This is a genomic window from Mucilaginibacter mali, assembly GCF_013283875.1.
GTDB classification, from domain to species: Bacteria; Bacteroidota; Bacteroidia; order Sphingobacteriales; family Sphingobacteriaceae; genus Mucilaginibacter; species Mucilaginibacter mali.
The window spans coordinates 5,101,829-5,127,563 of the sequence record NZ_CP054139.1 but is presented as its reverse complement, the minus strand read 5'-3'; the positions used below and the strand labels follow the sequence as shown (position 1 = coordinate 5,127,563).

26 protein-coding genes and 1 tRNA gene are annotated in these 25,735 nt (G+C 44.2%); 20 read left to right on the top strand and 7 right to left on the bottom strand.

Annotated elements, in window-relative coordinates; genetic code table 11:
- Positions 1 to 185 precede the first annotated feature (185 nt).
- The 5 genes from HQ865_RS21700 to HQ865_RS21680 all read left to right on the top strand — a co-directional run bounded on the left by HQ865_RS21700 (position 186) and on the right by HQ865_RS21680 (position 6,684).
- Positions 186 to 842: an oxidoreductase gene (locus HQ865_RS21700; protein WP_173416913.1), complete on the top strand. Its 657-nt coding sequence runs from the start codon at positions 186 to 188 to the stop codon at positions 840 to 842.
- Complete coding sequence (locus HQ865_RS21695; protein ID WP_173416912.1) at positions 839 to 2,716, top strand: ABC-F family ATP-binding cassette domain-containing protein; 1,878 nt, start codon at positions 839 to 841, stop codon at positions 2,714 to 2,716. The genes HQ865_RS21700 and HQ865_RS21695 overlap by 4 nt, the downstream gene beginning before the upstream one ends.
- Before the next feature lie 2 nt (positions 2,717 to 2,718).
- Positions 2,719 to 2,967 (top strand): CBU_0592 family membrane protein, encoded by a 249-nt coding sequence (locus HQ865_RS21690; RefSeq protein WP_202020414.1) that lies wholly within the window; start codon positions 2,719 to 2,721, stop codon positions 2,965 to 2,967.
- A gap of 101 nt (positions 2,968 to 3,068) precedes the next feature.
- Positions 3,069 to 4,931: a tRNA uridine-5-carboxymethylaminomethyl(34) synthesis enzyme MnmG gene (gene mnmG / locus HQ865_RS21685; RefSeq protein ID WP_237073815.1), complete on the top strand. Its 1,863-nt coding sequence runs from the start codon at positions 3,069 to 3,071 to the stop codon at positions 4,929 to 4,931.
- 208 nt (positions 4,932 to 5,139) lie between these two features.
- On the top strand, positions 5,140 to 6,684 hold the full coding sequence (locus tag HQ865_RS21680) for an Ig-like domain-containing protein (RefSeq protein WP_173416910.1): 1,545 nt from the start codon (positions 5,140 to 5,142) through the stop codon (positions 6,682 to 6,684).
- A gap of 60 nt (positions 6,685 to 6,744) precedes the next feature.
- Here HQ865_RS21680 and HQ865_RS21675 read toward each other — a convergent pair whose 3' ends face one another.
- On the bottom strand, positions 6,745 to 7,260 hold the full coding sequence (locus HQ865_RS21675) for a gamma carbonic anhydrase family protein (RefSeq protein WP_173416909.1): 516 nt from the start codon (positions 7,258 to 7,260) through the stop codon (positions 6,745 to 6,747).
- A gap of 90 nt (positions 7,261 to 7,350) precedes the next feature.
- Between HQ865_RS21675 and HQ865_RS21670 the strand changes: the two genes are divergently transcribed.
- Positions 7,351 to 7,423: transfer RNA gene (locus HQ865_RS21670), tRNA-Gly, on the top strand.
- Between the two features lie 56 nt (positions 7,424 to 7,479).
- On the opposite strand, the gene HQ865_RS21665 is transcribed toward HQ865_RS21670, so the two are convergent.
- Together HQ865_RS21665 and nadB are read right to left on the bottom strand one after the other, a co-directional pair.
- Positions 7,480 to 7,785: a GIY-YIG nuclease family protein gene (locus tag HQ865_RS21665; RefSeq protein WP_173416908.1), complete on the bottom strand. Its 306-nt coding sequence runs from the start codon at positions 7,783 to 7,785 to the stop codon at positions 7,480 to 7,482.
- 54 nt (positions 7,786 to 7,839) lie between these two features.
- Positions 7,840 to 9,432, bottom strand: a complete 1,593-nt coding sequence (gene nadB / locus HQ865_RS21660) for an L-aspartate oxidase (protein ID WP_173416907.1) — start codon at positions 9,430 to 9,432, stop codon at positions 7,840 to 7,842.
- A 407-nt stretch (positions 9,433 to 9,839) separates the two neighbouring features.
- Here nadB and nadA point away from each other — a divergent pair, with 407 nt between their 5' ends.
- The 8 genes from nadA (at position 9,840) to trpC (ending at position 16,942) form a co-directional block, all read left to right on the top strand.
- Entirely contained in the window at positions 9,840 to 10,832 is a 993-nt protein-coding gene (gene nadA, locus HQ865_RS21655) for a quinolinate synthase NadA (protein ID WP_173416906.1), read from the top strand.
- 366 nt (positions 10,833 to 11,198) lie between these two features.
- A complete protein-coding gene (locus tag HQ865_RS21650; protein WP_173416905.1) occupies positions 11,199 to 12,041 on the top strand; it encodes a DUF2911 domain-containing protein in 843 nt (280 codons plus the stop codon).
- Between the two features lie 93 nt (positions 12,042 to 12,134).
- Entirely contained in the window at positions 12,135 to 12,605 is a 471-nt protein-coding gene (locus tag HQ865_RS21645; RefSeq protein WP_173416904.1) for a hypothetical protein, read from the top strand.
- Positions 12,606 to 12,810: 205 nt separating this feature from the next.
- Positions 12,811 to 13,107 (top strand): hypothetical protein, encoded by a 297-nt coding sequence (locus HQ865_RS21640; RefSeq protein ID WP_173416903.1) that lies wholly within the window; start codon positions 12,811 to 12,813, stop codon positions 13,105 to 13,107.
- Between the two features lie 87 nt (positions 13,108 to 13,194).
- Positions 13,195 to 13,635, top strand: a complete 441-nt coding sequence (locus HQ865_RS21635) for a cytochrome B (protein ID WP_173416902.1) — start codon at positions 13,195 to 13,197, stop codon at positions 13,633 to 13,635.
- Between the two features lie 219 nt (positions 13,636 to 13,854).
- Positions 13,855 to 15,264, top strand: coding sequence for an anthranilate synthase component I family protein (locus HQ865_RS21630; protein ID WP_173416901.1), 1,410 nt, complete (start codon positions 13,855 to 13,857; stop codon positions 15,262 to 15,264).
- Between the two features lie 192 nt (positions 15,265 to 15,456).
- Positions 15,457 to 16,038, top strand: a complete 582-nt coding sequence (locus HQ865_RS21625) for an anthranilate synthase component II (protein ID WP_173416900.1) — start codon at positions 15,457 to 15,459, stop codon at positions 16,036 to 16,038.
- A gap of 73 nt (positions 16,039 to 16,111) precedes the next feature.
- Positions 16,112 to 16,942, top strand: coding sequence for an indole-3-glycerol phosphate synthase TrpC (trpC, locus tag HQ865_RS21620; protein WP_173417883.1), 831 nt, complete (start codon positions 16,112 to 16,114; stop codon positions 16,940 to 16,942).
- Between the two features lie 47 nt (positions 16,943 to 16,989).
- Here the strand turns inward: trpC and HQ865_RS21615 are convergent, their stop codons facing one another.
- The gene (locus HQ865_RS21615; RefSeq protein ID WP_173416899.1) at positions 16,990 to 17,271 is read right to left on the bottom strand and encodes a type II toxin-antitoxin system RelE/ParE family toxin; all 282 of its coding nucleotides are present in this window, start codon (positions 17,269 to 17,271) and stop codon (positions 16,990 to 16,992) included.
- A complete protein-coding gene (locus tag HQ865_RS21610) occupies positions 17,256 to 17,480 on the bottom strand; it encodes a hypothetical protein (protein WP_173416898.1) in 225 nt (74 codons plus the stop codon). The genes HQ865_RS21615 and HQ865_RS21610 overlap by 16 nt, the downstream gene beginning before the upstream one ends.
- Positions 17,481 to 17,623: 143 nt before the next feature.
- Between HQ865_RS21610 and HQ865_RS21605 the strand changes: the two genes are divergently transcribed.
- Positions 17,624 to 18,703: an alginate lyase family protein gene (locus tag HQ865_RS21605; RefSeq protein ID WP_173416897.1), complete on the top strand. Its 1,080-nt coding sequence runs from the start codon at positions 17,624 to 17,626 to the stop codon at positions 18,701 to 18,703.
- A gap of 170 nt (positions 18,704 to 18,873) precedes the next feature.
- Here HQ865_RS21605 and HQ865_RS21600 read toward each other — a convergent pair whose 3' ends face one another.
- Positions 18,874 to 19,332, bottom strand: a complete 459-nt coding sequence (locus HQ865_RS21600; RefSeq protein WP_237073530.1) for a VOC family protein — start codon at positions 19,330 to 19,332, stop codon at positions 18,874 to 18,876.
- A 384-nt stretch (positions 19,333 to 19,716) separates the two neighbouring features.
- On the opposite strand from HQ865_RS21600, the gene HQ865_RS21595 reads away from it, so the two are divergent.
- The 5 genes from HQ865_RS21595 to HQ865_RS21575 all read left to right on the top strand — a co-directional run bounded on the left by HQ865_RS21595 (position 19,717) and on the right by HQ865_RS21575 (position 23,662).
- Positions 19,717 to 20,709 carry a metallophosphoesterase family protein gene (locus tag HQ865_RS21595; RefSeq protein WP_173416896.1) on the top strand — a complete coding sequence of 331 codons (993 nt, stop codon included), beginning with the start codon at positions 19,717 to 19,719 and terminating at the stop codon, positions 20,707 to 20,709.
- A 3-nt stretch (positions 20,710 to 20,712) separates the two neighbouring features.
- Complete coding sequence (locus HQ865_RS21590) at positions 20,713 to 21,249, top strand: YceI family protein (protein ID WP_173416895.1); 537 nt, start codon at positions 20,713 to 20,715, stop codon at positions 21,247 to 21,249.
- Positions 21,250 to 21,310: 61 nt separating this feature from the next.
- Positions 21,311 to 21,727: a c-type cytochrome gene (locus HQ865_RS21585; RefSeq protein WP_173416894.1), complete on the top strand. Its 417-nt coding sequence runs from the start codon at positions 21,311 to 21,313 to the stop codon at positions 21,725 to 21,727.
- 202 nt (positions 21,728 to 21,929) lie between these two features.
- Positions 21,930 to 22,946: a sensor histidine kinase gene (locus HQ865_RS21580; protein ID WP_173416893.1), complete on the top strand. Its 1,017-nt coding sequence runs from the start codon at positions 21,930 to 21,932 to the stop codon at positions 22,944 to 22,946.
- Positions 22,943 to 23,662: a LytR/AlgR family response regulator transcription factor gene (locus HQ865_RS21575; RefSeq protein ID WP_173416892.1), complete on the top strand. Its 720-nt coding sequence runs from the start codon at positions 22,943 to 22,945 to the stop codon at positions 23,660 to 23,662. The genes HQ865_RS21580 and HQ865_RS21575 overlap by 4 nt, the downstream gene beginning before the upstream one ends.
- Positions 23,663 to 23,777: 115 nt before the next feature.
- Here the strand turns inward: HQ865_RS21575 and HQ865_RS21570 are convergent, their stop codons facing one another.
- Complete coding sequence (locus HQ865_RS21570; protein WP_173416891.1) at positions 23,778 to 25,730, bottom strand: M56 family metallopeptidase; 1,953 nt, start codon at positions 25,728 to 25,730, stop codon at positions 23,778 to 23,780.
- Between the last annotated feature and the right edge of the window lie 5 nt (positions 25,731 to 25,735).

Below are 25,735 nucleotides of genomic sequence, written 5' to 3'. Positions count from 1 at the left end.
ACAGCAGTACGACAAATATGTTGGTTATTTGTTTGACCATGTTTTTCTTGATTTAAGGATTGTAAGATGATCCTGTAATCCAACAAATCGGGTAAATCATGGTTCAGACCATCACCGCAATCACACAAATCATCCCAAAGCAGCAGTCCTAATTTATTTATACTTATTTTTGCAAAAATTTTACCTTGGCCAAAAAAGCGATCATAGCGGGTGCAAGCGGACTGATAGGCAGCCATTTATTACAGCAGCTATTGGATGGGGATGTTTATGACCAGGTTTTAGTATTGACACGCAGGCCGCTGCCTGTACAGCATCCAAAACTGGAGCAGTTGGTGATCGACTTTGACCAGTTGGATAAATATGCTGATCAGTTTACCGGCGATGCTGTATTTAGTTGTTTAGGCACAACGGTTGGGCAAACGCCCGATAAAATATTGTATCGCAAAATAGATCACGATTATCCCATTCGCCTGGCACAATTAGCGCTGAAAAATGGCGTTCGACAGTTTCATTGGGTATCATCGGTTGGGGCAGATGCAGCTTCATCAAACGCTTATCTGAAATTGAAAGGCGAAACCGAGGATGATCTGAAAAAGGCAGGCATACCATCGTTACATATTTACCGGCCATCAATGCTGACCGGCCGTAAAGAAAAATTACGGTTTAGCGAGTCGGCGATAAATGCCATAATGAAACTGGTTGATCCGCTGCTGATGGGTAGCTTAACCAAATATCATAGCATACCAGGTAGTATTGTAGCCAAGGCGATGATATCGCAATCAATTGATAATCAGACTGGTATATTTACGTACCAGTATAACGAACTAAAAAAATATAAGTGAGTACGTATATCTCGGCCGAGAATTTAGGCCACTCTTTCCAGGATCACTGGCTGTTTAAAAACCTCACCATCGGCATTAACCGGGGGCGCAGGGTAGCACTGGTGGGCATTAATGGGGCAGGTAAATCTACCCTGCTCAAGATACTTTCGGGCAAGTTGAACCCTACCGAGGGTAAAGCTGTACAGGCCCGCGATCTGAACATGGGTTTTCTTGACCAGGACCCGCAGTTTGATAAAGCTTACACCATCAGCGATTATATTTTCCATGCCGATAACCGCCAACAGCAGCTGATACGCGAGTATGAGGAGTTGATGGAAAACGACCCGGAGAATATGGCCGAAATGGAACGCATCACCGGCGAGATCAGCGATCTGAATGCATGGGAGTATGAGTATAACATCAAAACCATTTTGGGACGATTGGATATTCATCACCTCAATCAGCAGATCACTACACTTTCGGGCGGGCAGAAGAAACGTTTAGCCCTTGCCCGTTTGCTGATTGAAGATCCGGATATTTATATACTGGACGAGCCTACCAACCACTTGGATATTGATACCATTGAGTGGCTGGAAAAACTGCTTACCGAGGGTAATAAAACCATCCTGATGGTTACGCACGACAGGTATTTCCTGGATAATGTTTGTAATGAAATATTGGAACTGGATAATGGCAAGATCATCCCCTACGTAGGTAACTATGCATACTACCTGGAGAAAAAAGCCGAACGCGAATCGGCCGATGCTGCTGCTTTCGCCAAGAACAGTAACCTGCTTAAAAAGGAGTTGGAATGGATGCGCCGCCAACCACAGGCACGTGGTACCAAATCTAAAGCACGTATTGATGCTTATTACGAGTTGGAAGAAAAAACCAAGAACCGCGGTCCGAAAGATAAGGTGGAACTAAGTGTGAAAACCGCACGCCAGGGTAATAAAATATTAGAACTGCATCACCTGGCAAAATCATTCAATGGGCAAACCATTATGACTGATTTTAGCTATGTATTTAAAAAAGGCGACCGTATCGGTTTGGCCGGCAAGAATGGTAGCGGTAAATCTACCCTATTAAATATCATTACCAACGGCCTTACACCAGATAAAGGTATTGTAGAAAAAGGCGAAACCACCATTATGGGCTATTTCCATCAAAGCGGCATTACCTTTAAAGATGATGACCGGGTGATAGACGTAGTAAAGAATGTAGCCGAATACATCACCATGGCCGATGGGAAGACTATAACTGCTTCTGCCCTGCTTACTTTGTTCCTTTTCCCGCCTAAAAAGCAGTATGGCTTTATAGCTAACCTGAGCGGTGGCGAGAAAAAACGTTTGCAGTTGATGAACCTGCTGATGAAGAATCCAAACTTCCTGATACTGGATGAGCCTACCAACGATTTGGATATTGATACATTGAACGTATTGGAAGAGTTTCTGGTAAATTATTCGGGTGTATTAATGCTGGTATCGCACGACAGGTATTTACTGGACAAGTTAACCGACCAGCTTTTTATTATGGAAGGTAATGGCGATGTAAGGATATTTAACGGTAATTACTCATCGTACAGACAGGAACTGGATGAGCAGAAACAGGCAGCCCGTAAGCAAAGCAACGAAAAACCTGCTTATGTTGAACCTGTAGCCCAGCCTAAAAAGAACAAATTAAGCTTTAAAGAGCAAAAGGAACTTGAAACTATTGAAGGTGATATAGCCAAATTAGAAAAAGAGATGGCCGTTCTTACAACCGAAATGAACTCAGGCAGTATAACAAGCCACCAGGAATTGAGTGATATCGCGCATAAAATAAAGAACCTGAGTAACCAGATAGATGATAAAAGTGTGCGTTGGATGGAATTAACTGAACTAAACGAAGCATAAATATGAAACTATCAGACATTATAGCATCAGTTGGTGTTACCATTTTACTGGTTGGTTTCTTTTTAAATTTAACTAAACGCATCGAATCGGACGGTAAACTGTATGCTTCGTTAAATTTTATAGGCGCGGGCATGTGTGGCGTATCATCTTATATGATCAGCTTCTACCCTTTTGTGCTATTAGAAGGTGTTTGGTGCCTTGTAGCGCTATTTTCTTTACTTAAAGTTTCACGTGGAACATCCGTAAAATAATAAATTTCGCGTCCTAACCGACGCTATATACACCATGTTCCACGTGAAACATGGTAAAAACAATAAAACTTAATGTTCCACGTGGAACAAAGGAGGTTAAGGTGTTTAAAAAATATGATGTTATAGTTGTTGGTGCTGGTCATGCAGGCTGTGAAGCTGCAGCTGCCGCTGCCAATATGGGTTCATCGGTATTACTAATTACCATGAATATGGGTACTATTGCCCAAATGAGCTGTAATCCTGCTATGGGTGGTGTGGCAAAGGGGCAAATAGTGCGTGAAATAGATGCGATGGGCGGTTATTCGGGTATAATAACCGATAAATCTACTATACAGTTCCGTATGCTTAACTTAAGCAAAGGGCCCGCTATGTGGAGTCCACGTGCCCAAACAGACCGCATGCGCTTTGCCGAAGAGTGGCGTATAGCTCTTGAACGTACGCCAAACGTTGATTTTTGGCAGGATATGGTATCCTCACTGATCATTAAAAACAATACCGTAGTAGGTGTAAAAACATCTATCGGGGTAGAAATTGAGGGCAGTGCGGTAGTATTAACTAACGGAACCTTCCTGAATGGCCTTATACATATTGGAGAAAAACGCTTTGGTGGTGGCCGTACTGGCGAGAAAGCAGCTACCGGATTAACTGAACAACTGGTTACATTAGGCTTTGAAGCAGGTCGTATGAAGACCGGTACCCCACCCCGCGTAGATGGCCGCAGCCTAAATTATAGCCTGATGGAAGAGCAATGGGGCGACCAGGATGCAGGTAAATTCAGCTATACCGATACCGAAATAAGCAAAGATCAGCGCTGCTGCTGGATCACTTATACCAATTTAAACGTACACGATACATTGAAAGAAGGCTTTGAAAAGTCGCCAATGTTTACAGGACGTATTAAAGGTTTAGGCCCCAGGTATTGTCCATCCATCGAAGATAAGATCAACCGCTTTGCTGAGCGCGACCGTCATCAAATATTTGTAGAACCCGAAGGCTGGAATACCTGCGAGATCTATGTAAACGGCTTTTCTACCTCCCTGCCTGAAGATGTGCAATACCGGGCTTTGATACAAATACCAGGCTTCGAAAATGCTAAAATGTTCCGGCCTGGCTATGCCATTGAGTATGATTACTTCCCGCCTACCCAGTTAGATCTGACTTTAGAGACCAAACTGATCAGTAATTTATTCTTTGCCGGGCAGATAAATGGTACTACAGGCTACGAAGAAGCGGGATCGCAAGGCATGATTGCCGGCATAAACGTCCACCAAAAAGTGCATGATAAACATGAGTTGATCCTGAAAAGATCGGAATCATACATCGGAGTTTTGATAGATGACCTGGTAACCAAAGGTACCGAAGAGCCTTATCGCATGTTCACCTCAAGGGCCGAGCATAGGCTATTGTTACGTCAGGATAATGCTGATATCAGGTTAAGCCCTATTGGCCATCAATTAGGTTTAATTAGTGATGAGCGCCTGGAAAAGGTAAATCAGAAGATAAAAAATTCTGATGACCTGGTAGCGCACACTAAAAAGACATCCATTGGCATGACCGAAGTGAACGGCTTACTGGAAGAATTAGGTACGAGCGCTATCACGCAGGCAGCCAAACTATTTAATTTATTAAGCCGCCCACAGGTATCATTTAATGATCTTCGTCGCGCTGATAACAACCTCGCTGAACTATTATCAAATTATGATAAAGAAACTATTGAGCAGGCTGAAATAAAAATTAAATATGAGAGTTATTTTGAAAAGGAAAATGAGATAGTAGAAAAGATGAAGAAGATGGAGGACAAATCCATCGACCCGGATTTCAATTATCAAACACTGGTGTCACTGTCAAAAGAAGCACGTGAAAAATTGGTGAGAATAAAACCAAGAACATTAGGACAGGCTTCGCGTATTTCAGGGGTATCGCCATCAGATATTTCTGTTTTAATGGTACATATGTCAAAATAATAATTAAATATCTGATAATCAGTTATTTATAAAATATCGCTTTAAACCGGTTATTTTAAATTTTTAATATCAGTATTCGTAAAAACATAAAAATCGCTCATATCGCTTAAAAATGGGTTCAAATTTAAAATCAGGTTTTTTAGGGCAAATTTCGCTGTTGATTTTAGCAGTCTTATTAATTTTTGGTTGTGCCAGCATCCAAAAACCCATGGGTGGCCCACGAGATCGAACGCCGCCAAAATTATTACTGGCGACACCTGCAAATCAAACCCGAAATTTTAAAGCCACCTCCATCAAATTAGATTTTGACGAATATTTTAAATTAAGCAACACCTACCAGGAAATTGTAATGAGCCCGGCGATGGAAAAATTACCGGAATACAAAACCAAGGGAAAAAGCTTAGTGATCAATTTTAAAGATACGCTTCAAAAAAACACCACCTACGTTATTAATTTTGGTAAAGCCATTGTTGATGTTAACGAGAGCAACGTGCTCAAAAATTTCACTTACGTTTTTTCTACCGGACCGCACATCGACTCGCTGAGTGTTTCGGGGTCAGTAACAAACACCCAAACCCAGGAAAAAGAAAAAGACGCCACCGTAATGCTGTTCCCGGTAAAACAGGATTCGGTTATGTATGGCAAAAAGAAACCCACCATATTTGCCACTACAGATTCGGCAGGCAATTTTACACTTGGTAATTTGCATGAGGGCGATTATCGAATTTACGCGCTGAAAGAACAATCGCCCAACAAAATTTACGACAACGAGAATGAACTGATCGCGTTTTTGAAAAAGCCAATACATGTAACAAAAGATACATCGAACGTTCAGCTGGCTTTATTTAAACAAACGGATAAGTTTAGGGCGGATGCCAAATTTAATAGTGATGGTTCACTCTTCTTTACCTTCAATATGCCATTAAATAATCCCGACGTCAGGATCAATTTCCCGGCGGATCTGGATAAACAAAAGATAGTTGACTTCAGCAAAACTAAGGACACGGCGAGCATCTATCTGAAGAATATGAATTTTGATTCCATTTCGGTATCGTTTATAGATAACGGCAAGGTACTGGATACCGTAAGCAGGAAAAAATCCTTAAAAGAAACTTATACCCGCACAGTTATTCCTACTTATAATATCAGCGCCGATAGTAAGCTAAAGCCAGGCGCCGACTTAGTTTTAACAATGAATGCGCCGATAGAAAGCCTTGATGTTTCACGTGTAACATTTTTAGAAGACTCGGTAAGCCGCACTAATTTTACGATGACCATAGATCCGGCTAATCCTAAAAAAGTGATCCTGAAATATAGATGGCGGCAGCTGGCCAAGTATTTACTCACCTTTAACGAGGGAACCTTTACCACTATTTACGGAGACAGAAATAAACGCTTACCTAAAAGCTTTACGATTGACAAGCCCGAAAATTATGGAATTATTGTGTTAAAGGTATCTGTGCCCGATTCCACAAAGAGTTATGTTATAGAAGTATTAAATGAAGCTAAACGGGTAGTTATTACGGATATCGTTAAAAAAACAAGCACACTTACCCATAATGGTTTTCTTGCTGGTAAATATCGTGTGCGCGTTACTTACGACACTAATAATAACGGGCGCTGGGACAGCGGTAACGTAAAGAAAAAGCTGTATCCGGAAAGCATCATCCTAATGCCCGATGTATTTACCCTTAGGCCCAATTGGGAAAATGAATGGAATGTAGATATTCCTAAAGAGGTGATAGTACCGTAGTTTTTATATAATAGTATAAGACTTAGGAAGTTTCAGAAACTTCTTAAGTCTCACCTATATTTATTTATCCATAAACCATCCCGAATACATCATATAATTCTGCGGCAGTTTATCCAGTAATTGCTTTTGCTGATCTGTTAAAGGTTTTATCTTTTTGGCCGGCGAGCCGGCATATAGATAACCAGATTCACATATCGTATTTTCTAATACAACAGATCCTGCGCCGATAATTACATATTCTTCTACCACAGCATGATCCATTACAATAGCGCCCATTCCTATCAGCGTATGATCTTTTAACTCGCAACCATGCACAATGGCATTATGACCGATAGATACGTTATTGCCAATTGTAGTAGCCGCACGCAGGTAGGTAGCATGAATCACGGCGCCATCCTGTATATTGGTATTATTGCCGATATGGATATAGTTTACATCGCCGCGAATAACGGCGTTAAACCAAACCGAGCAGTTATCACCCATGATGACGTCGCCAACGATAGTGCAGTTTTCGGCAATAAAACAATCGCTTCCCCAGGTTGGGTTTTTATCTTTTACGGGTAGTATGAGTGGCATTATTTTAAGCTTAATGATGAAAGCCTAAAGGTAAAGGTTTATCAAAACTTCGTAAGTTGAAATTTAATTTTTATGTTTGATGCACCATAAGCGAAAATAGCTCAGCTGGTAGAGCATCAGTTTCCCAAACTGAAGGTCGCGGGTTCGAACCCCGTTTTTCGCTCTAAGTAGACACTATCTCATCAGCTCGTCATTGCGAGGTACGAAGCAATCTCTACGCTATGCCTCATCCGGAATATTATCAAATAAGTCTATCCATTTTGGATTCTTTGACTCAATAAGATCAATTTTATAATTCCTGCTACATCCTTTAATTCTTTTTTCTTCTGCGATAGCTTCATTTATTGTCGGGAATCCACTATAATAAACCAGTTTATCACAGTTGTATTTAGCACTAAAAGCAGTCGGATATTCTTTATTCTTATGCTTGCAAATACGGTTATACAATTCTGATGTAACACCTGTATATAGTACAGCATTATATTTATTTGTTATAATATAAACATATCCACCAAATGTTGCCATATATACTTATTGTGTGTAGAGATTGCTTCGTACCTCGCAATGACGAGGTGGTGATTAAAACACCGTATCCTCCGCCACTGGCAAATGCTCGGGATAATCCGTAGTATAATGCAAACCCCTGCTCTCTTTCCGCAACATAGCCGATTTTACAACTATAAACGATACCTGTATTAAATTACGCAGCTCGCAAAGTTTAACAGATAGCTTGGTTTGCTTATAAAAAGATTCTGTTTCCTCATATAATAAACCCAACCTACGCATGGCCCTTTCCAAACGGAAATCAGACCGGACAATACCTACATAGTCATTCATCAACTTTTGCATTTCGCGGATATTGTGCGTAACCAGGATATCTTCATTACTTAGCTTTACACCCTTTTCATCCCAATCGGGAATATTTCCGGGGATATGATTTTCAGCAAATGATACAACCGCATCGGTATAAATACGATGAGCAAATACCAAAGCTTCAAGCAAAGAATTGGAAGCCAAACGGTTAGCACCATGTAAACCGGTTGATGCACATTCTCCACAAGCATATAAGCGATTGATTGATGATTTGCCGGAATGATCTACCAGTACGCCACCACACATATAATGACAGGCCGGCGAAACAGGGATCATATCGCGGGTCATATCAATACCTATATCCAGGCATTTAGCATAAATGTTAGGGAAATGTTCAAGGATGTCTTTTTTGCTTCGATGCCGGACATCTAAATAAACATAATCCTCGCCCGATTTTTTGATCTCGGCATCTATGGCACGGGCTACAATATCACGCGGAGCTAATGATCCGCGGGCATCATACTCCTGCATAAATTCTTCGCCGTTTATCCGTTTCAACACACCACCAAAACCACGCACAGCTTCGGATATTAAAAATGATGGATACTCGCCTGGATTATACAAAGCGGTAGGATGAAATTGCATAAATTCCATATTACGCACTTTACCCTTTGCCCGGTATACCATGGCCACGCCATCGCCGGTAGCAATAGTTGGGTTAGTAGTTATGGCATAAATATGCCCGGCACCACCTGCAGCCATTACCGTTATTTTCGATAGTATCTTCTCAACAACATTAGTATGCGTATTAAAGGCGTAAATTCCATAACATTTAATATCCTCGCTCGATTTATCTACATATTCGCCCAAATGATGTTGGGTGATCAGATCAACCGCGAAATAATGTGTCAATATCTCGATATTCGGATTTTGATGGATCTGGTTTAAAAGCGTGCGTTCTATCTCCAAGCCGGTGATATCTTTATAATGCAACACCCGGTATTCGGAATGGCCACCCTCTTTGGCCAGATCATAAAAGCCTTCGTTTGTCTTGTCGAAATTGGTACCGTAGTCAATAATTTCCTTAATTCTTTCCGGTCCTTCCTCAACTACAATTTCCACAACTTCAGGATCGCACAAGCCATCACCGGCAATTAAGGTGTCTTCTATGTGTTTTTCAAACGAATCTTCCTTTTTATCCACAACCACCGCAACGCCTCCCTGGGCATACTTAGTGTTACTCTCATCTTCGCTGGCTTTTGTAACTATCAGTACTTTACCATGTTTTGCCGCCTTTAGTGCAAAACTTAATCCTGCTATGCCCGATCCCACGACCAGGAAATCCACATTTTTAGTCATATAAAAGTTAAAGCTGTTTAAAAATAGGTATGATGTTAATAAGGGCCCTAAAAGATGTTAATTTTGTGTAAGCAAATATCTGATAAATAATTTCATCGTGGATAAGTCCACAAATTACCTATAATTTAAATTACTTTTGAGTGATTTACGAGCAGATGTCTGGTACTAATTAACATTTTTAAACACGTTAAAATCTCAACAAAATAAACTTTAATAAAAAACTTGATTGTTTCATTACGCTCAAAATCAATCATCTAATAAAAACAGAATGCGTAATAATTGTTGATAAATAGTTAAGAAAAACATTTTAGCCGATTTTAAGACCAAATTTTAAACAGAATTAACACCTTAATAACAATAGGTTTATTTTATATAAATAATTAGTTGTTATTATTTGAATTGTGGAAATGGATACTTTAGCAGAAATAAATGTGAAAGGTTACGCCGATGAATACATCGACCCAACGCTTGACCTTTTTGATGAAATTGAAAAATTAAAAAAACAAAAGAATGCGGTTATACTGGCCCACTATTACCAGGAAGGAGATATACAGGATATTGCCGATTATATTGGCGATAGCCTGGGCCTATCGCAACAGGCTGCAAAAACCGATGCCGATATTATCGTATTCGCCGGCGTACACTTTATGGCCGAAACAGCCAAAATACTTTCGCCCACAAAAAAGGTTTTACTGCCCGACGTAAAGGCAGGTTGCAGTTTAGCCGACAGCTGTCCACCTCACCTGTTCAAAAAGTTTAAAGAGCAATACCCCGATCACCTGGTGATCACCTACGTAAACTGCACTGCCGAACTGAAAGCTTTAAGCGATATTGTATGTACCAGCAGCAACGCCGTACAAATTGTGGAAAGCCTGCCGCCTGAGCAAAAGATCATCTTCGGCCCTGATAAAAACCTGGGTGCATACGTAGCCAAAAAAACAGGCCGCGACCTGGTATTGTGGAATGGTGCCTGTATGGTGCACGAGATATTTAGCCGCGAAAAGATCACCAAACTGAAAGAGCGCCATCCTGGTGCCAAACTGCTGGCGCATCCTGAGTGCGAGGATACCATTTTGGAAATGGCCGACTATATCGGATCTACCACCGGTATACTAAAATACGCCACATCGCACCCCGATAAAGAATTTATAGTAGCCACAGAAGCCGGCATATTGCACCAGATGCAAAAGGATAATCCCGATAAGGTGTTTATCCCCGCCCCGCCAAATAATAATTGCGCCTGTAACGATTGCCCGCATATGAAGCGTAATACTTTAGAAAAACTATACCTGTGCCTGAAGAATGAAGCACCGGAAATTGAAGTACCGGCAGCTATTATTGAACATGCCGTAAAACCTATTGAAAGGATGCTGGAGATATCGGCTAAATTGGGACTTTAACTCCCAAAAACATTATACAGCGCGTCATTGCGAGGTACGAAGCAATCTCTAAGCTATACAGAGTAGATATAAAACCCGATATTAGGGTGTAGAGATTGCTTCGTATCTCGCAATGACGCGGCGGTGAAAAACAGCCTAAAATCCAAAAAAATTTTCCGGGCTACGCCCGATAAAAAGATCAGGTTGCGCCGAATTTTATAAGATCCGTGTCTTTTGTGTTCATGAACTTGAAAACCTTTGCGCCCTTTGTAGTTAAATAGACAGTACCAAACGATCCAAAATTCACCCCATTAGGGTGATACACTAAACAACTTGCTAATCAGCTATTTTACCTAACTTAGTCCTATCAAACTAAAAACCAAGAACATGAAAAAATTGATCGTAAAATTATTTGCCGCGGCTTTAACGCTGTCGGCTTACACCGGTTTTGCGCAAATAACCCCGGCGCCAAGTTCAACACAGGTAATTAACCAGCAATTTGGCCTGGGCAAAATTACCCTAACCTATGCCCGCCCAAATGTAAAAGGCCGCAAGATCTTCGGCGGGATGGAGCTTTACAACGTGGTTTGGCGTACCGGTGCCAACAGTGCTACTGTACTGAAATTTACTGATGATGTGATCATCAACGATCAAAAAGTACCAGCCGGCGAATACGGCCTGTTCAGCATCCCGGGCCAGGACGAGTGGACCATCATCATCAGCAAAAAACCAAAACAGTGGGGGGCTTACACCTATAGCGATAAGGACGATCTGATGCGCTTCAAGGTAAAAACCGACAAGTTGAAAGACCTGGTAGAAACCATGACCTTAGATTTCATTAACGTTACCCCTACCACCTGCGACTTGCAAATGAAGTGGGAACATTCAGGCTTTGCATTCCATATCGTTACCGATATTGATGCTAAGGTAATGGCCCGTATCGATTCGGCTATGGGTACCGCAAGAAAACCATATTATGAATCGCTGATCTACTACTACAATAACAACAAGGATATGGACAAGGCTTTAGCCTGGGCCACCGAACTGGAGAAGAACCCCAACATGTCATCGTACGTATCTAAGTTATGGAAAGCCCGCATCCTGTTGCGCAAAGGCGATAAAGCCGGTGCTATAGCCGCGGCTCAGGCTGGTGTTGAAGCTGCCACTAAAGATAAAACAGATGAATACGTGCGCTTAAATAACGAGGTAATTGCGCAGGCGAAGAAATGACCGCTGATTTAGAATGATTTTGTGATTGTGCTGATTTTTTCGCGTTTTATTATAAATTTAAAGACCGCAATCGCGGTCTTTTTTGTTTAGTAGATGAGATCAATAAGTAGTATAATTATTATAGCTGCTGCAATACTGGCTGCAGCACATTTAGTGTTGTGGTATACGTTTTATGAAATGGGCCTAAACATCCCTGAATTTATACCAACTACTTCTATCAAAACAAATGGTCCGATAATTTTTATCATGATACTGACGGTCTTTATTATTTCTGAAAAGAAGATAGTGAAGCAAAACGCAAATATCAGCATACTTAAACTCACAGTACAGACTTTTGCTATAGGGGGAATAGCCGAAATAGTATTCCAATCGGTTAGATGTTACGTAGATGGTTTTTCGATGGAAGATTTTGTTATAGCCAATCTTGTAATGGCGGTATATCATTGGATAATAGCATTCCTGGTAGCGTATCAGCTAAAAACAAAGAAAACGGGAATGCTGGTTGTTTTTATAATAGTTATTGTGATCATAGCAAATGTGCTCAAATATCTGCGGGTCTGTTAAAATTCGAAAAAAAGCTTCGGGGGCTTTGCCTCCATCATTTGTGATTGCACCGATGAAATTATAAACCAGTAGAACCATGTGGGAATGTCCAAACTGTAACCAGCATTTCTTCAATAAAAATCAGTCCCATTCCTGCGGACAATATGCTATTGAGCATTTTTTATCCGGCAGATCAGCAATCGCGCAATCGTTATTCCATGAGTTTTTGGAAGCGTACAAGAGCATCGGCCCATACGAATTGCACCCGGTAAAAACACGGGTGGCCCTACTGGTAAAAATGCGCTTCGCCTCCATCAATAAATTAGGTACCGATTACTTAGATGGACACCTGGTAATGGTTGAACCGCATCCCAATGACACTATCTTTTACAAGATTGATAACCTGAACAACCGCTTTTTTGTACACCATTTCCGGCTGTACAATATGGCCGATATCACCCCGGAATTTAGAAGGCACATGGCTATAGCTTACAAGGTAGGCTTACGCGAACATGTAAAGTAAAAATTTAGACTTACGATTTTTAGAAACTTCGTAAGTCTGTGCCGAACCACATTTATTAATATATTTGGGCATCAAAAAAACTAAGCCATGTATAGCTTCTTTAAAAATTTCCATTCGGGTTTCAGGTATATCGTTTTTATACTGATTGTATTGGCCATTATCCAGGCGCTGGCCGGCTGGCTGGGCAAAAAACCTTATACCGAGGGTAACCGCAAAATGAATTTGTTTGCCATGATATCGGCGCACACCCAATTACTGATTGGTTTAGTGCTGTATTTTATAAGTCCATGGGTAAAGTTTACGGCCGATACCATGAAGGATCACGACCTGCGCTACTGGACGGTTGAGCACATTACCATGATGATCATTGCCATCGCGCTGATCACCGTTGGCCATAGCAAATCTAAAAAAGCCGCAACGCCCGAAGCTAAACATCGCGCTATCGCTATATTTTATACGCTGGCTACCGTTATTATTGTAGTGGCTATATTACAGAGTGGCAGGGGTTTATTTGGGATGAGCAGCTAACAATTATTTTTCAGAAAAAGTTTGCACTTTAATATTTATTTATATTTTTGCTATCCAATGATTCAAATCGCCCATAAATTAAGCTGGTGGCACCAATTAAATTGGCAGCCGGTAAATTTATGATCCTAAAATAACTAAGCGATTATAAACCTATTTGAGAACCCGGCGCACCATAGCCGGGTTTTTTCGTTATAGGCCCTCCCCAAAGCACATCAACAAATGAAAAAGATAAAAATAAACACTACCCATAAACGCCTGTTAGCCGATACCACTACGCCGGTGAGCATTTACCTGCGCCTGCGCGATGTATTCCCCAACGCCCTCCTGCTGGAAAGTTCGGACTATCACAGTCGCGAGAACAGCATGAGCTACGTTTGCTGCGAACCAATCGGCGGCTTAACCCTCACCGCAGGTGAACTGAACATTAAATACCCCGATGGCACGAAGGAAAACTACCAGCCCGGCCAGTTTGAATTGCTGGATAAGATAGACAGTTTCCTTGCCGCTTTTGAAACTACCGAGACGGGTTTGAAAATGATATCGAATGGCTTATTTGGCTATTTTACCCACGAAGCTGTAGAGCATTTCGAAACCATTAAATTGAAGCAGTCGGACGACACCGCGCGCCGTATCCCCGAGATGCAATATCATATCTACCGGTACATTATCGCTATCGACCACTTCAAGAACGAACTTTACATCTTCGAGAACCAAACCGGCGATGAGAACGATGGCCAGGGATTAGAAAAGATCTCGTACCTGATCCGCAATAAGAATTTTCCCGAATATCATTTTAAAACCGCGGGTACCGAGCAAAGCAACCTGACCAACGAGGGCTTTATGGCCATTGTGGAGAAGATGAAGCAGCACATTTACCGTGGCGATGTATTCCAGATCGTACCGTCACGGGCGTTCTCGCAGGAATTTAGCGGCGATGAGTTTAACGTTTACCGGGCGCTGCGCTCCATCAACCCATCGCCTTACCTGTTCTATTTTGATTATGGCGATTTCCGCATCTTCGGCTCATCGCCCGAGGCGCAGATCACGGTAAAGAATCGCGTGGCCAGCATATTCCCCATCGCCGGTACTTTTAAACGCAGTGGCGACGATGAGAAGGATGCCGAAATAGCACGCAAGCTGCAAGCCGACCCTAAAGAATCGGCCGAGCACGTGATGCTGGTTGATTTGGCCCGTAACGACCTGAGCCGCCATTGTACACAGGTAGAAGTGAAGGCTTTTAAAGAGGTGCAGTATTACTCGCACCTTATCCACCTGGTATCGCACGTGAGCGGTAACCTGCGCCCGGGAGTGTCATCGTTTAAAATAGTGGCCGATACTTACCCCGCCGGTACGCTAAGCGGCGCGCCAAAGTACCGGGCAATGGAGATCATCGACGAGAATGAAAACATTAAGCGCAGCTTTTACAGCGGGGCCATTGGCTACCTTGGTTTCAATGGCGATTTTAACCATGCCATTATGATCCGCTCGTTCCTGAGTAAGAATAACACGCTGCATTACCAGGCCGGTGCCGGTATTGTAGCCGATTCGATAGCGGAAAGTGAATTAAAGGAAGTGGATAATAAGATAGCGGCGCTAAGGAAAGCGCTGGAGATGGCTACGGAATTGTGATTAGAGGTTAGTAATTAGAGATTAGGAAAAACAAAATGACATTGAGAGGAGCAGAGCGGCGAACGCCTCACCTAAATCCTCTCCAAAGGAGAGGACTTAAGAAACTCTTTTAGAACCCTCTCCAAAGGAGAGGGCAGGGTGAGGCTTCTAAACGTAACTTCGTACCTCGCAATGACGTAATTAAATACAAAAATGAGCAAGATATTAATAATAGATAACTACGATTCTTTTACCTATAACCTGGTGCATTTGGTGAACGAGATTGGCCTGGAATGCGAAGTATGGCGCAACGACCAGTTTAAACTGGAGGATGTGGACGCGTTCGGCCGCATTATCCTTTCGCCAGGCCCGGGTATCCCATCCGAAGCCGGTTTGTTGTTGGATGTGATCAAAACGTATGCGCCAACTAAAAGTATATTTGGAGTATGTTTAGGCCAGCAGGCCATTGCCGAGGTTTTTGGCGGGACGCTGTACAATCTGAGCCGACCGATGCATGGTATTGCTACCCCAATTAAAGTAACTGATACCGAAGAGCAACTGTTTAAAGGCTTGCCGGCATCGTTCAAAGTTGGCCGTTACCACAGCTGGGTAGTATCGCGCGAGGGTTTGCCGGATAGTTTAAAGATCACAGCAATTGATGAAGCCGATAATTCAATAATGGCCTTGTGCCATAAAGAATACGATGTGCGTGGCGTGCAATTTCACCCCGAATCGGTATTAACCGAGTTTGGGAAGGAGATGATGCAAAATTGGTTATGCCCCCCAACCCCCTAAAGAGGGAGTGAATGTGCATATTTGCGCATATGCAGATGTGCAAATGATGAATTGATAGATGAATACATCCGAAATGGAAAATACGATATCCGAAATAAACACCCCCTTTAGGGGGCAGGGGGGCACCATCCTCGATAAAATAGTTATCCGCAAAAAAGAAGAAGTAGCTTTGGCCAAACAGCAGGTAAGCATTGCCCAGCTGGAAGCGGCCGAATATTTCAACAGGCAACCTTACTCGTTCCGCGAGTTTTTGTTGGATCCGGAACGTACCGGTATTATTGCCGAGTTTAAACGCCGCTCGCCATCAAAAGGCATTATTAACGATAAGGTGACGGTTGGAGAGGTAACCACTGGCTATGCCGCGGCAGGCGCATCGGCCATATCGGTATTAACGGATACCGACTTTTTTATGGGCCAGCCAGCCGATCTGTTAGCTGCCCGCCGCGTTAACAACATCCCCCTGCTGCGCAAGGATTTTATGATAGACGAATACCAGGTACTGGAAGCCAAGGCTTGGGGGGCGGATATCATTTTGTTGATTGCCGCCATCCTCACCCCTGCCGAGATCCAAACGCTGGCATCGCTGGCCAAAAGTTTGGGCTTGAATGTACTGCTGGAAGTGCATAACCTGGAAGAACTGCAGCGTAGCATTAACCCCAATGTAGATGCCATTGGCGTAAACAACCGTAACCTGGCCGATTTTACGGTATCGGTAGAAACATCGTTCCAACTGGCACAACATATTCCCGCCGAATTTATGAAGGTATCGGAAAGCGCTATCAGCGATACGGAGACCATTAAGCGATTGAAGACAGCTGGCTTTAACGGCTTCCTTATCGGCGAAAATTTTATGCGGCAGGAAGAGCCGGGCGCGGCAATGCAAGAGTTTGTGAAAGGATTGTAGGAAGGTCCGGAAGCAATTATATTTTAAATGTTCGATAAAGCTTATCCTTATCGAACATTTTCTTTTTGATGGTATATCGATTTTATCTCAATAACTAATTCATCGTACATGTAGAAGATATAATATTGATCCCCAATTAATAAAAGCGTATTTTCTGCATCCGTAGCGATACCACTTTGGGGTTGTTTTAGTAATAATTTTAGTCGTTTGTTCAACCCTTTAACAAATGCTTTTGAATATCTATCAGACAGGTTTCTTCTATTATTGAATTCAACTATTCGATTAATATCCCGAAAAGATTTTTCAGAAAAGACTATTCTTTTAGCCATTCTTCATATTTCTTTTCAAAATCTTCCATAGTGAAAACTCTTCCGTTTCTAATATCGTCTTCACCCTGCCTTATGCCCTCTTTCATATGTTCAGGAATAACAAAAACGTTTTTTTGGATAAGCAAATCATTAACCATCTCCAAAAAATGAGTGTCATTGAGATTATCTATCTTCTCGTGTATCGAATTTTTTAACTCCACCAGTGTCATAATATAAAGTTACTGCTTTATTTATTAATATCAACAAAACCCATGCCTACCCGGCTTAACAAAAAGCCAATCCGGCGAAGAACTTTTCTGCCCGTTAAACCAATTAGCTTTTATAACTTCATACCTGTAAACCAATTTACATCATGAAGAGAGTATTCCTGTTAACAGCCCTGGCATTTTGTGCCTTTAGCAGCCGGGCGCAATATGTTAGTCTTAACAAATCCGAACTGGGCAAGTTGAAGCAGCTTTGCAGCACCGACGCCTCGGCAAAAGCCCGCCTGGCCGAATGGCAAAAGGCCGCCGATGGCGCGCTGAACGATACACCTAACCCCATTGATACCATCCACACCGAAGGCCGCCTGCAAGGCGACCCGAAGAAGACCGCCAGTTGGGAATCCTTTAAAGATATGCGCAAGATGTATGCGCTGGCGCTCATTTACCGTTTAAATGGCGATAAGAAATACCTGAACAAAGCGGTGGAGTTTTTAGCGGCCTGGTCGCAGAAGAACGTACCCAACGGCGACCCGATTGACGATACCAACCTTGATCCGGCGGTTGAAGCTTATGATTTTATTAAGGCTGATGTTGATGCCGCTAATAATAAGCTGATCACCGCCTGGCTGGCCCAAACCGCGCAGATGGAGATCAACAAGATGAAGAAGGGCCGCGAGACATCGTACAATAACTGGCACTCGCACCGCCTGAAAGAAGTGGGCGAGATAGGCTTTGCCATTAACGATAAAAAGTACATCGACTTCGCTGTTGACGGCATAAAGGAACAGATAGGCAAAAACCTGCTGCCCGATGGATCGAGTATTGATTTTAAGCTGCGCGATGCCCTGCACTACCACACTTACGATCTGGAGCCGCTAACCAAGCTGGCCATTATTATTAAACGTGCTACCGGCACCGATTTTTACAACTACGAATCGCCCGGGCAAACATCCATTAAAAAATCAACCGATTGGCTGGTGCCGTTTATCAGCGGGGCCAAAACCCACGGCGAGTTTGTGAACAGCACCGTAGCCTTTGATAAAAAGCGCGCAGCTAACGGTGAGAAGGGCTATGTGGCCGGTACACTGTTTGAGCCAAAAAACGGCATTGGCGCGCTGCTGCTGGCCGAATACTTTTTCCCCGATGCTATTAACCTGATACAAAAAGTAAAAGGCACCAGCGAGAACTATCCCGATTGGCAATTGGTGCTGAATAAGGTAAAGCGGTAGCTTAAAAATTTGTGATTGCGAGCGATAGCGCGGCAATCTTGTAGTTAGCAGAGGCCTCACCTAAATCCTCTCCAAAGGAGAGGACTTCAGAAGTTTTAGAACCCTCTCCTTTGGAGAGGGCAGGGTGAGGCTTTCGTCGCTATCGCTACTCGTACCAATAAGATTCGCGACTACTTCGCATCATTTACTTCCAGCCAATGCCCGTCGGTATCCTGGAAATAAATTTGCTTTACGCCGTCCACCCGGGCGGTGATCTCGCCGGTTTTACCGGCCGCGTTTTCAAACTTAATGTCCCGCTTCTGCAGCGCTTTCACAAACTCTTCTACCGACGGCACACTGAAGCACAGGTGTTCGTTCTTCTCGTAATGATCTTTGGTTTTTGGGCCTTTTATTACATGCAGGTATGCGCCGTTCCCAAGGCTAAACCAGGTATGCTTGCCATCGTGAAATGGCTCGGGGACGATTTCCAGTCCGAAAAGGGTTTTATAAAAATCGGTGGCTTTTTGCAGGTCGTCTACCAGTATGGCAAGATGGTCCATACGGGCTACGGCTTTTTGCTGGGCCAAGACATTTTTTGCTGGGCAAAGCAGGGCTATCACTAAAATAATCGGGGCTAATAACTTTTTCATAAATAGATGGGTTTATGCAGCAAGATGGGCAAAATATTTGATTTTTAGGATGATGAAAATCATCTATGAAAGAAGGTTGCTTTAAAATAAAGACTGTGATTTGGCTAAAGCCATTTACCTGTTTTATATCAACCGCCCCCTAAAGGGGACTGCAATGAAATATAGAATCCCGGATGGTTAACCGTATTCATTGCCGTTGGCTTTAGCCAACGGTTTAATGGAAGTAACAGTAGGGCTTTAGCCCAAATTAGCTAAATGAATTGTACCGAAATCAGCCGGGATTGCTTTTCATCAAGTAAATCCCGGGGTTCATGTAAATTTTTATAGCACGTTGTTCCGATTATCTTTTTTCGTGATGAAATTAAAAATCACCTGAAAAGAAATATGAAGGATCACAACAACGAACACGCGAATGATGCCCACAGTGATGGCATCGACCGCCGCGGATTTTTAGAATGTATGGCCTGGGCCGGTACCGGCGTATTGTGGATGATGACCGGTGGCGTGCTGAAGTCATTCGGTATGAGCCAGATGATAGATCATACCACCGGCAACCTGAAAAGCGGATTGGTAATGCCGAAGTCGGATTTTAGCTTTGTGCAGATCAGCGATAGCCATATCGGCTTTAACAAAGCTGCTAATCCTGATGTGGTGGGCACGCTGCAAGTAGCCATCGATAAGATCAACGCTATGCCAACGCGGCCATCATTTGTACTGCACACCGGCGATATCACCCACCTGGCCCAGGCCGATGAGTTTGACACGCTGGAGCAGGCACTGAAAAGCGTAAAGACCGAAAAGATCTTCTACGTTCCCGGCGAGCATGACGTAACAGATAACGGCAAGTTGTATTTAGAGCGCTTTGGCAAAGGCACCAAAGGCGATGGCTGGTACAGTTTTGACAGTAATGGCGTACACTTCATTGGTCTGGTGAATGTAACCAACCATGTAGACGGCGGCCTTGGCTACCTTGGTGCCGAGCAAATTAAATGGCTGGAGGCTGACCTGAAGCCGCTATCTGCCAGTACACCTATCGTGGTATTTGCGCATATCCCCATGTGGGCCATTTACCCGCAATGGGGTTGGGGTACCGAAGACAGCGCCCAGGCATTGGCATTGTTAAAACGCTTCGGCTCGGTATCGGTACTGAACGGACATATCCACCAAACCATCCAAAAGGTAGAGGGGAATATCACGTTCCATACCGCTAATTCAACCGCGTTCCCTCAACCGGCTCCCGGCGCCGCTCCATCACCCGGACCAATGAAGGTGCCTGCCGAAAAACTACGCAGCATGCTGGGCCTTACCAGCGTAAACTACGTAGAGCATAACAGCACGCTGGCCATAACCGATATCCCACTGATAAAACCCGAATAAGCATTGAAGAACCTGTTATTTATAGCGGTGGCTGCTCTAACTATACATACAGCCGCCGCCCAATACAAACCCGACGACAAGGCATCGTCGGTACAATTTACCATCGGCAATTTAGGCTTTGATGTAAAGGGGAAGTTTACAGGCTTGCAAGGCAGCATCAACTTTGATGAACACCAGCCCGCCAATGGCAACATTGATATCACTATTGATGCCGCAACCGTTAACACAGATAACAGCCTGCGCGATAAGCACCTGCAGGAGGATAGCTATTTTGATGTGAAGAATTACCCGCGCATCCATTTTGTGTCTGCTAAAATTACACCGGCAGGCAAGGCAGGAAGCTATACCATGAGCGGTAAGCTAACTATTAAAAACACCACTAAAGATATCTCGTTCCCTTTTACCGCAACACCCGGTAGCAACGGGCTCTCCTTTAAAGGCACATTCAAAATTAACCGTAAGGATTTTGGGGTTGGCGGTACCAGTACCATCAGTAATGAGTTGACGGTTGCTTTGGATGTGGTGGGAGTTAAGGGGTAGTGGCGCCCGGAAGCAGGGAGACCGGGCTATTACTCTCAAAAGGGGAATTAACAAATAACAAATGATCAGACTAAATAAAAAACACCTCGTCATAGCCGGCTTCGGCGCGGTTATAGCGCTTTGCGTTGCCGCCACACCGGCCAAACCAACCGAGGTAAAATATACCAACCTTAAGGTGCTGCCAAAAAATATCAGCCCGAAGGAATTACAGGGGATGATGGTAGACGATTTCCAGGATGGCCTGGGCGTTACCTGCAACTTTTGCCACGCCAACGCCGCCGATGGCCACGGGCTTGATTTTGCCAGCGATGCCAAGCCTGAAAAGGAAATTGCCCGCGCCATGATGCGCATGACCATCGGCCTGAATAAAAAATACTTTAAAGTGAAGCACCCTAAGCTGGGTACCGACGCGCTGGTGGTTAACTGTAACACCTGCCACAAGGGCCAGGCCTTTCCGGATGGTGCGGAACCGAAATAATTGTAATTTTGGCTACGGCGCTATTTACTCACCCGGTCATCGCTACGCTTGACCACCCTCTCTTGCCTTTGGCAAAAGAGGGGGATGGCTTATCAGATATAGCTCCTGCCGGCTGCCGCGCGCAGCGAAGAGCGGGCCGACAAGCGAAGCAACGTCGGGGTGAGTAAGGCCGCTATGCTAATCGATACATAACAACAAGCACTTGAAAAAGAACCCGTTGCTATATCATTTCCTGTTTTGGCTGATGGCATACATCTTTTGGGTGTTTGTTTTCCGCAACAGTACGCTGGTGCTTACGCATGCCATCACCATACAGTTTTGTTACCTGGTATTCATCGCCGCCAATTTTTACTTTAACACGCTGTACACTATCCCGCAATTGCTTAACAAAAAGCAATACGTAAAATTCGGGGCGTGTTTTTTATTAGGGATAGCGGTTACAGCGGTGTTAAGGGTGCCGGTATCGTGGCTGGTAATGACCTATCTGTTCAGGGTAAATACCGGCCACTTCAATATCGTAACCGTATTTTTCGATTCATTCGTCAACATTCTGTTTTGGGTGGCCTGCATCCTGGCCGCGAAGCTGGTGGCCGAAAAGATCCGGTCGGAGATGTATATTGAAAAGATAGAAAAGGAAAAGGCCGCTAACGAACTGAACTTTCTGCGGGCGCAATTTAACCCGCACTTTTTGTTTAATTCCATCAATTCCATTTATGGGCATATCGACAAAGGCAACAAACCCGCACGGGAGATGCTGCTAAAATTCTCGGAAATGCTGCGTTACCAATTGTACGAATGCAACGTGGAGCAGATAGAACTGGACCGCGAGCTTAACTATATTAAAAATTATATCGACCTGCAAAAAAGCCGTATAGATGAGCGAATCCGCGTATCCTTTTGCGATGGCAATATCAGCGGCAGCCTAAAGATCGCCCCCCTGCTGCTCATCACCTTTATAGAGAACGCCTTTAAATACGTAGGTTATAACGATGACCGCGATAATTCCATCAGCATTGAATTGGGCCATAAGGATAACCGGTTGATATTTCACATTGTAAATACTAAGGATGCTTTTATCAGCCGCGAGGAGGGTTCATCTGGCTTAGGTATTGCCAACTCCCAACGCCGGCTGGAACTGCTTTATCCCGGCAGGCACGAATTAAAAATTGACGACCGCGAAAACACCTACGCTGTAACCTTAACCCTGTTTGACGCATGAAACTGAAATGCCTGATCATAGACGACGAGCCGATTGCCCGCAAATTGTTGCAGGAGTATATCGAGGAGACCGACTTTTTAGAATTGGTCGGCACTGCCGTTAACCCGCTCAAGGCTACCGGGCTGATCAACAGTATGGCCATCGACCTGATCTTTCTGGATATCAACATGCCCAAAATGAGTGGTATGGAGTTCCTGCGCTCGGTGCCGAACTTGCCAATGGTGATTATGACCACCGCCTACGGCCAATACGCGCTTGATGGCTTTGAACTGGCCGTGGTTGATTACCTGGTGAAACCGTTCTCCTTAGAGCGTTTCCTGAAAGCCACGCAAAAGGCATTCGAGTTGAAGACTTTGAAAGACAACAAGGCTGCTCCTGCCAATACCGAAGCCGATCATTTTTTTATTAAATGCGATGGCAAACTGGAGAAGATAGTTTACAACAATTTGCTATATGTGGAGGCCATGGCCAATTACGTGGTGCTGCACACGGTTAATGGCAAACTCATTGCCTACCTTACCATCAAAGGCATATTGGAAAAACTCCCAACGCCGCAATTTATGCAGGTACACAAAAGCTACGTGGTAAACGCGCAGCGCATCAACACCATTGATGGCAATACCCTGCACCTGGGCGATGCCCGCATCGCCATGGGGTCAAGCTATGCCGATGGGGTGATGGGGCATTTGTTAAAGGATAAGTTTTTTAAGCGGTAGGGGCCCATCAATAGTCCGTCATCCTGAGCGATAGCGAAGGATCCCAAACAAGCAGAGCGGCTTGCAAAGTCGGGGATCCTTCGCTATCGCTCAGGATGACGGTTTGGTTGAATTACTACATATCCCCCTTATCCATATGTATCCCCGATCCCGTCAACTTACTCGGCCCATAAAACAAGCCATACTTAGGCTTAATACCATAAGCCTCCTTTAACCGCTGATGCAAAGCGTCGGACTGCTTTTGCCCGTTCACCATCAGCACTTCATCATCCAAACCAAACCAATCTACATCAGCGGCGCTGGCTACTACTTTCTCCTGCACTAATACCGTTATCACACCCCGAACCCGGGCCTGGTCGGCTGAATTATCCGGGCCGCGGGGAATATGCTTCTGTGGCTTTTGTTGATGCCAGGCCAAGCTGTCGGCGATCTTTACATATGATCCTTTTTTCTCAAACCCCGGCCCCGGCGTCTTGCTCTTCGCGTTAGCCTGCTTAAACGCTTGCAGCGAGTCATTGTTCATTTTGGTAAATTTGTTGTTCGCTTTACCGGCGCGGGCCATCTTCATTTGCTCCAGGTCGCGGGCGCGCTGGTCCTGCATTTTAGCTGCACCATCGGCTTTGAAGTTTTCCTTTTTTTGATGGATCCGTTTAAAGCTATCGTTAAAGTATTGAAGCAGTCCCTGGTAATTACCCAAATCCTGCTCGGCGGTTTTAACGCCGTTAATTTCGAGCGCGATAAGGCGGTTGTTCTCCACTTTTGCATAGTAATGCGTGCCTTTGTTATCCAGTATATCCATCTCCTTATTGGCGCTGTCGGCATTGGTTTTCCTGAATTTTATACTGGTGATGGCCGGCAGGGTATCGGGCTTAAATGATTGCGGGATACTATCAACCGGGGCGTTCATCAATCGGGTTTTAGGCGCGGATATTTTGACGATATGCCTTGCCTCCGGCAATTCCGCAGGTTGATTGGGGTGCAACACTGCGGCCACATGCTTTTTAATAAAAGCGGCGCCGTGCCTTATCTCACTGTTGGCTTTAGGCACAAAGGTGCAGATGCAGAGCAGGATCATCCCGCTCAACAACACGATCTTTTCGCCCGGGTTTAGCTTTTGATTTTCCTTATTGACCATGCGGCGCAGGCGGTTCATCAGCGAATGCTTACGGAGACTGAGACCTATGGCAAACTTACCCCAAGTTGCTTCGAAGTTTTGGAAGGCCATCAGCGCCTCTAAATAATTGCGCTTTTGCTGCACCTGTTCCAGCACTATATCGTCGCAGCAGTTCTCGCGTTCCTCGCGGATGAGTGCCGACAACCACCAGATGGCCGGGTTAAAAAAGAATACCGTTTCGACGACACTTTGCAGAATGTTCACCAAATAATCGCGGCGCAGGATATGTGCCAGCTCGTGCAAAATGATGGTATCGATCTGTCCGGGCGGCAATTGCAGCAGCATGCCAGCCGGCAGCAGGATCACGGGCTTAAGGTAGCCGATGGTCACCGGCACTTTCACCAGTTCCGATTCTAATAAGGTCACCCGGTTGCGGACCCCCAGCTTTTGGCTCAGGATATTAACGGTATGCTGCCACTCCCCGGCAATGCCCGTAATACCGGTGTTTTTTACTTTTTGCACATACAGCAATTCGCGGCAAAGCTTAATAGCTTTAAATACGAAGCAGAGCAGCCAAATAGTAAATATCCATCCCGAAAAACGGTTAAATACGTTTACAACATTCCCGTAGCTTATGCCATGAGCAACTGCTACGGCCTGCCCCTGCGGGGTGCCGGTCCCGCTTGCGACGGTAAGATTACCATTAGCCGCCGATTGGACAGGCACATCACTGATCTCCCACAAAAAGGTAAAGCCGCAGGCCGCTACAAAAAGCACCAGTAGGGCGCAAAGTAAATTGTAGCGCATGTTGGCCGTAGCGTTTTTTGTAAGCGCAATGACCAGCCCGGCCAGGGCGGCTACCACCAGGCCGATCCAAAGCGAGTGGACCAGCGTCCAGCAAACGGCTTTAATGGTTTGATCGGAAAAGTAGGCAGAGAAAAAGTGATTGTCCATAATCG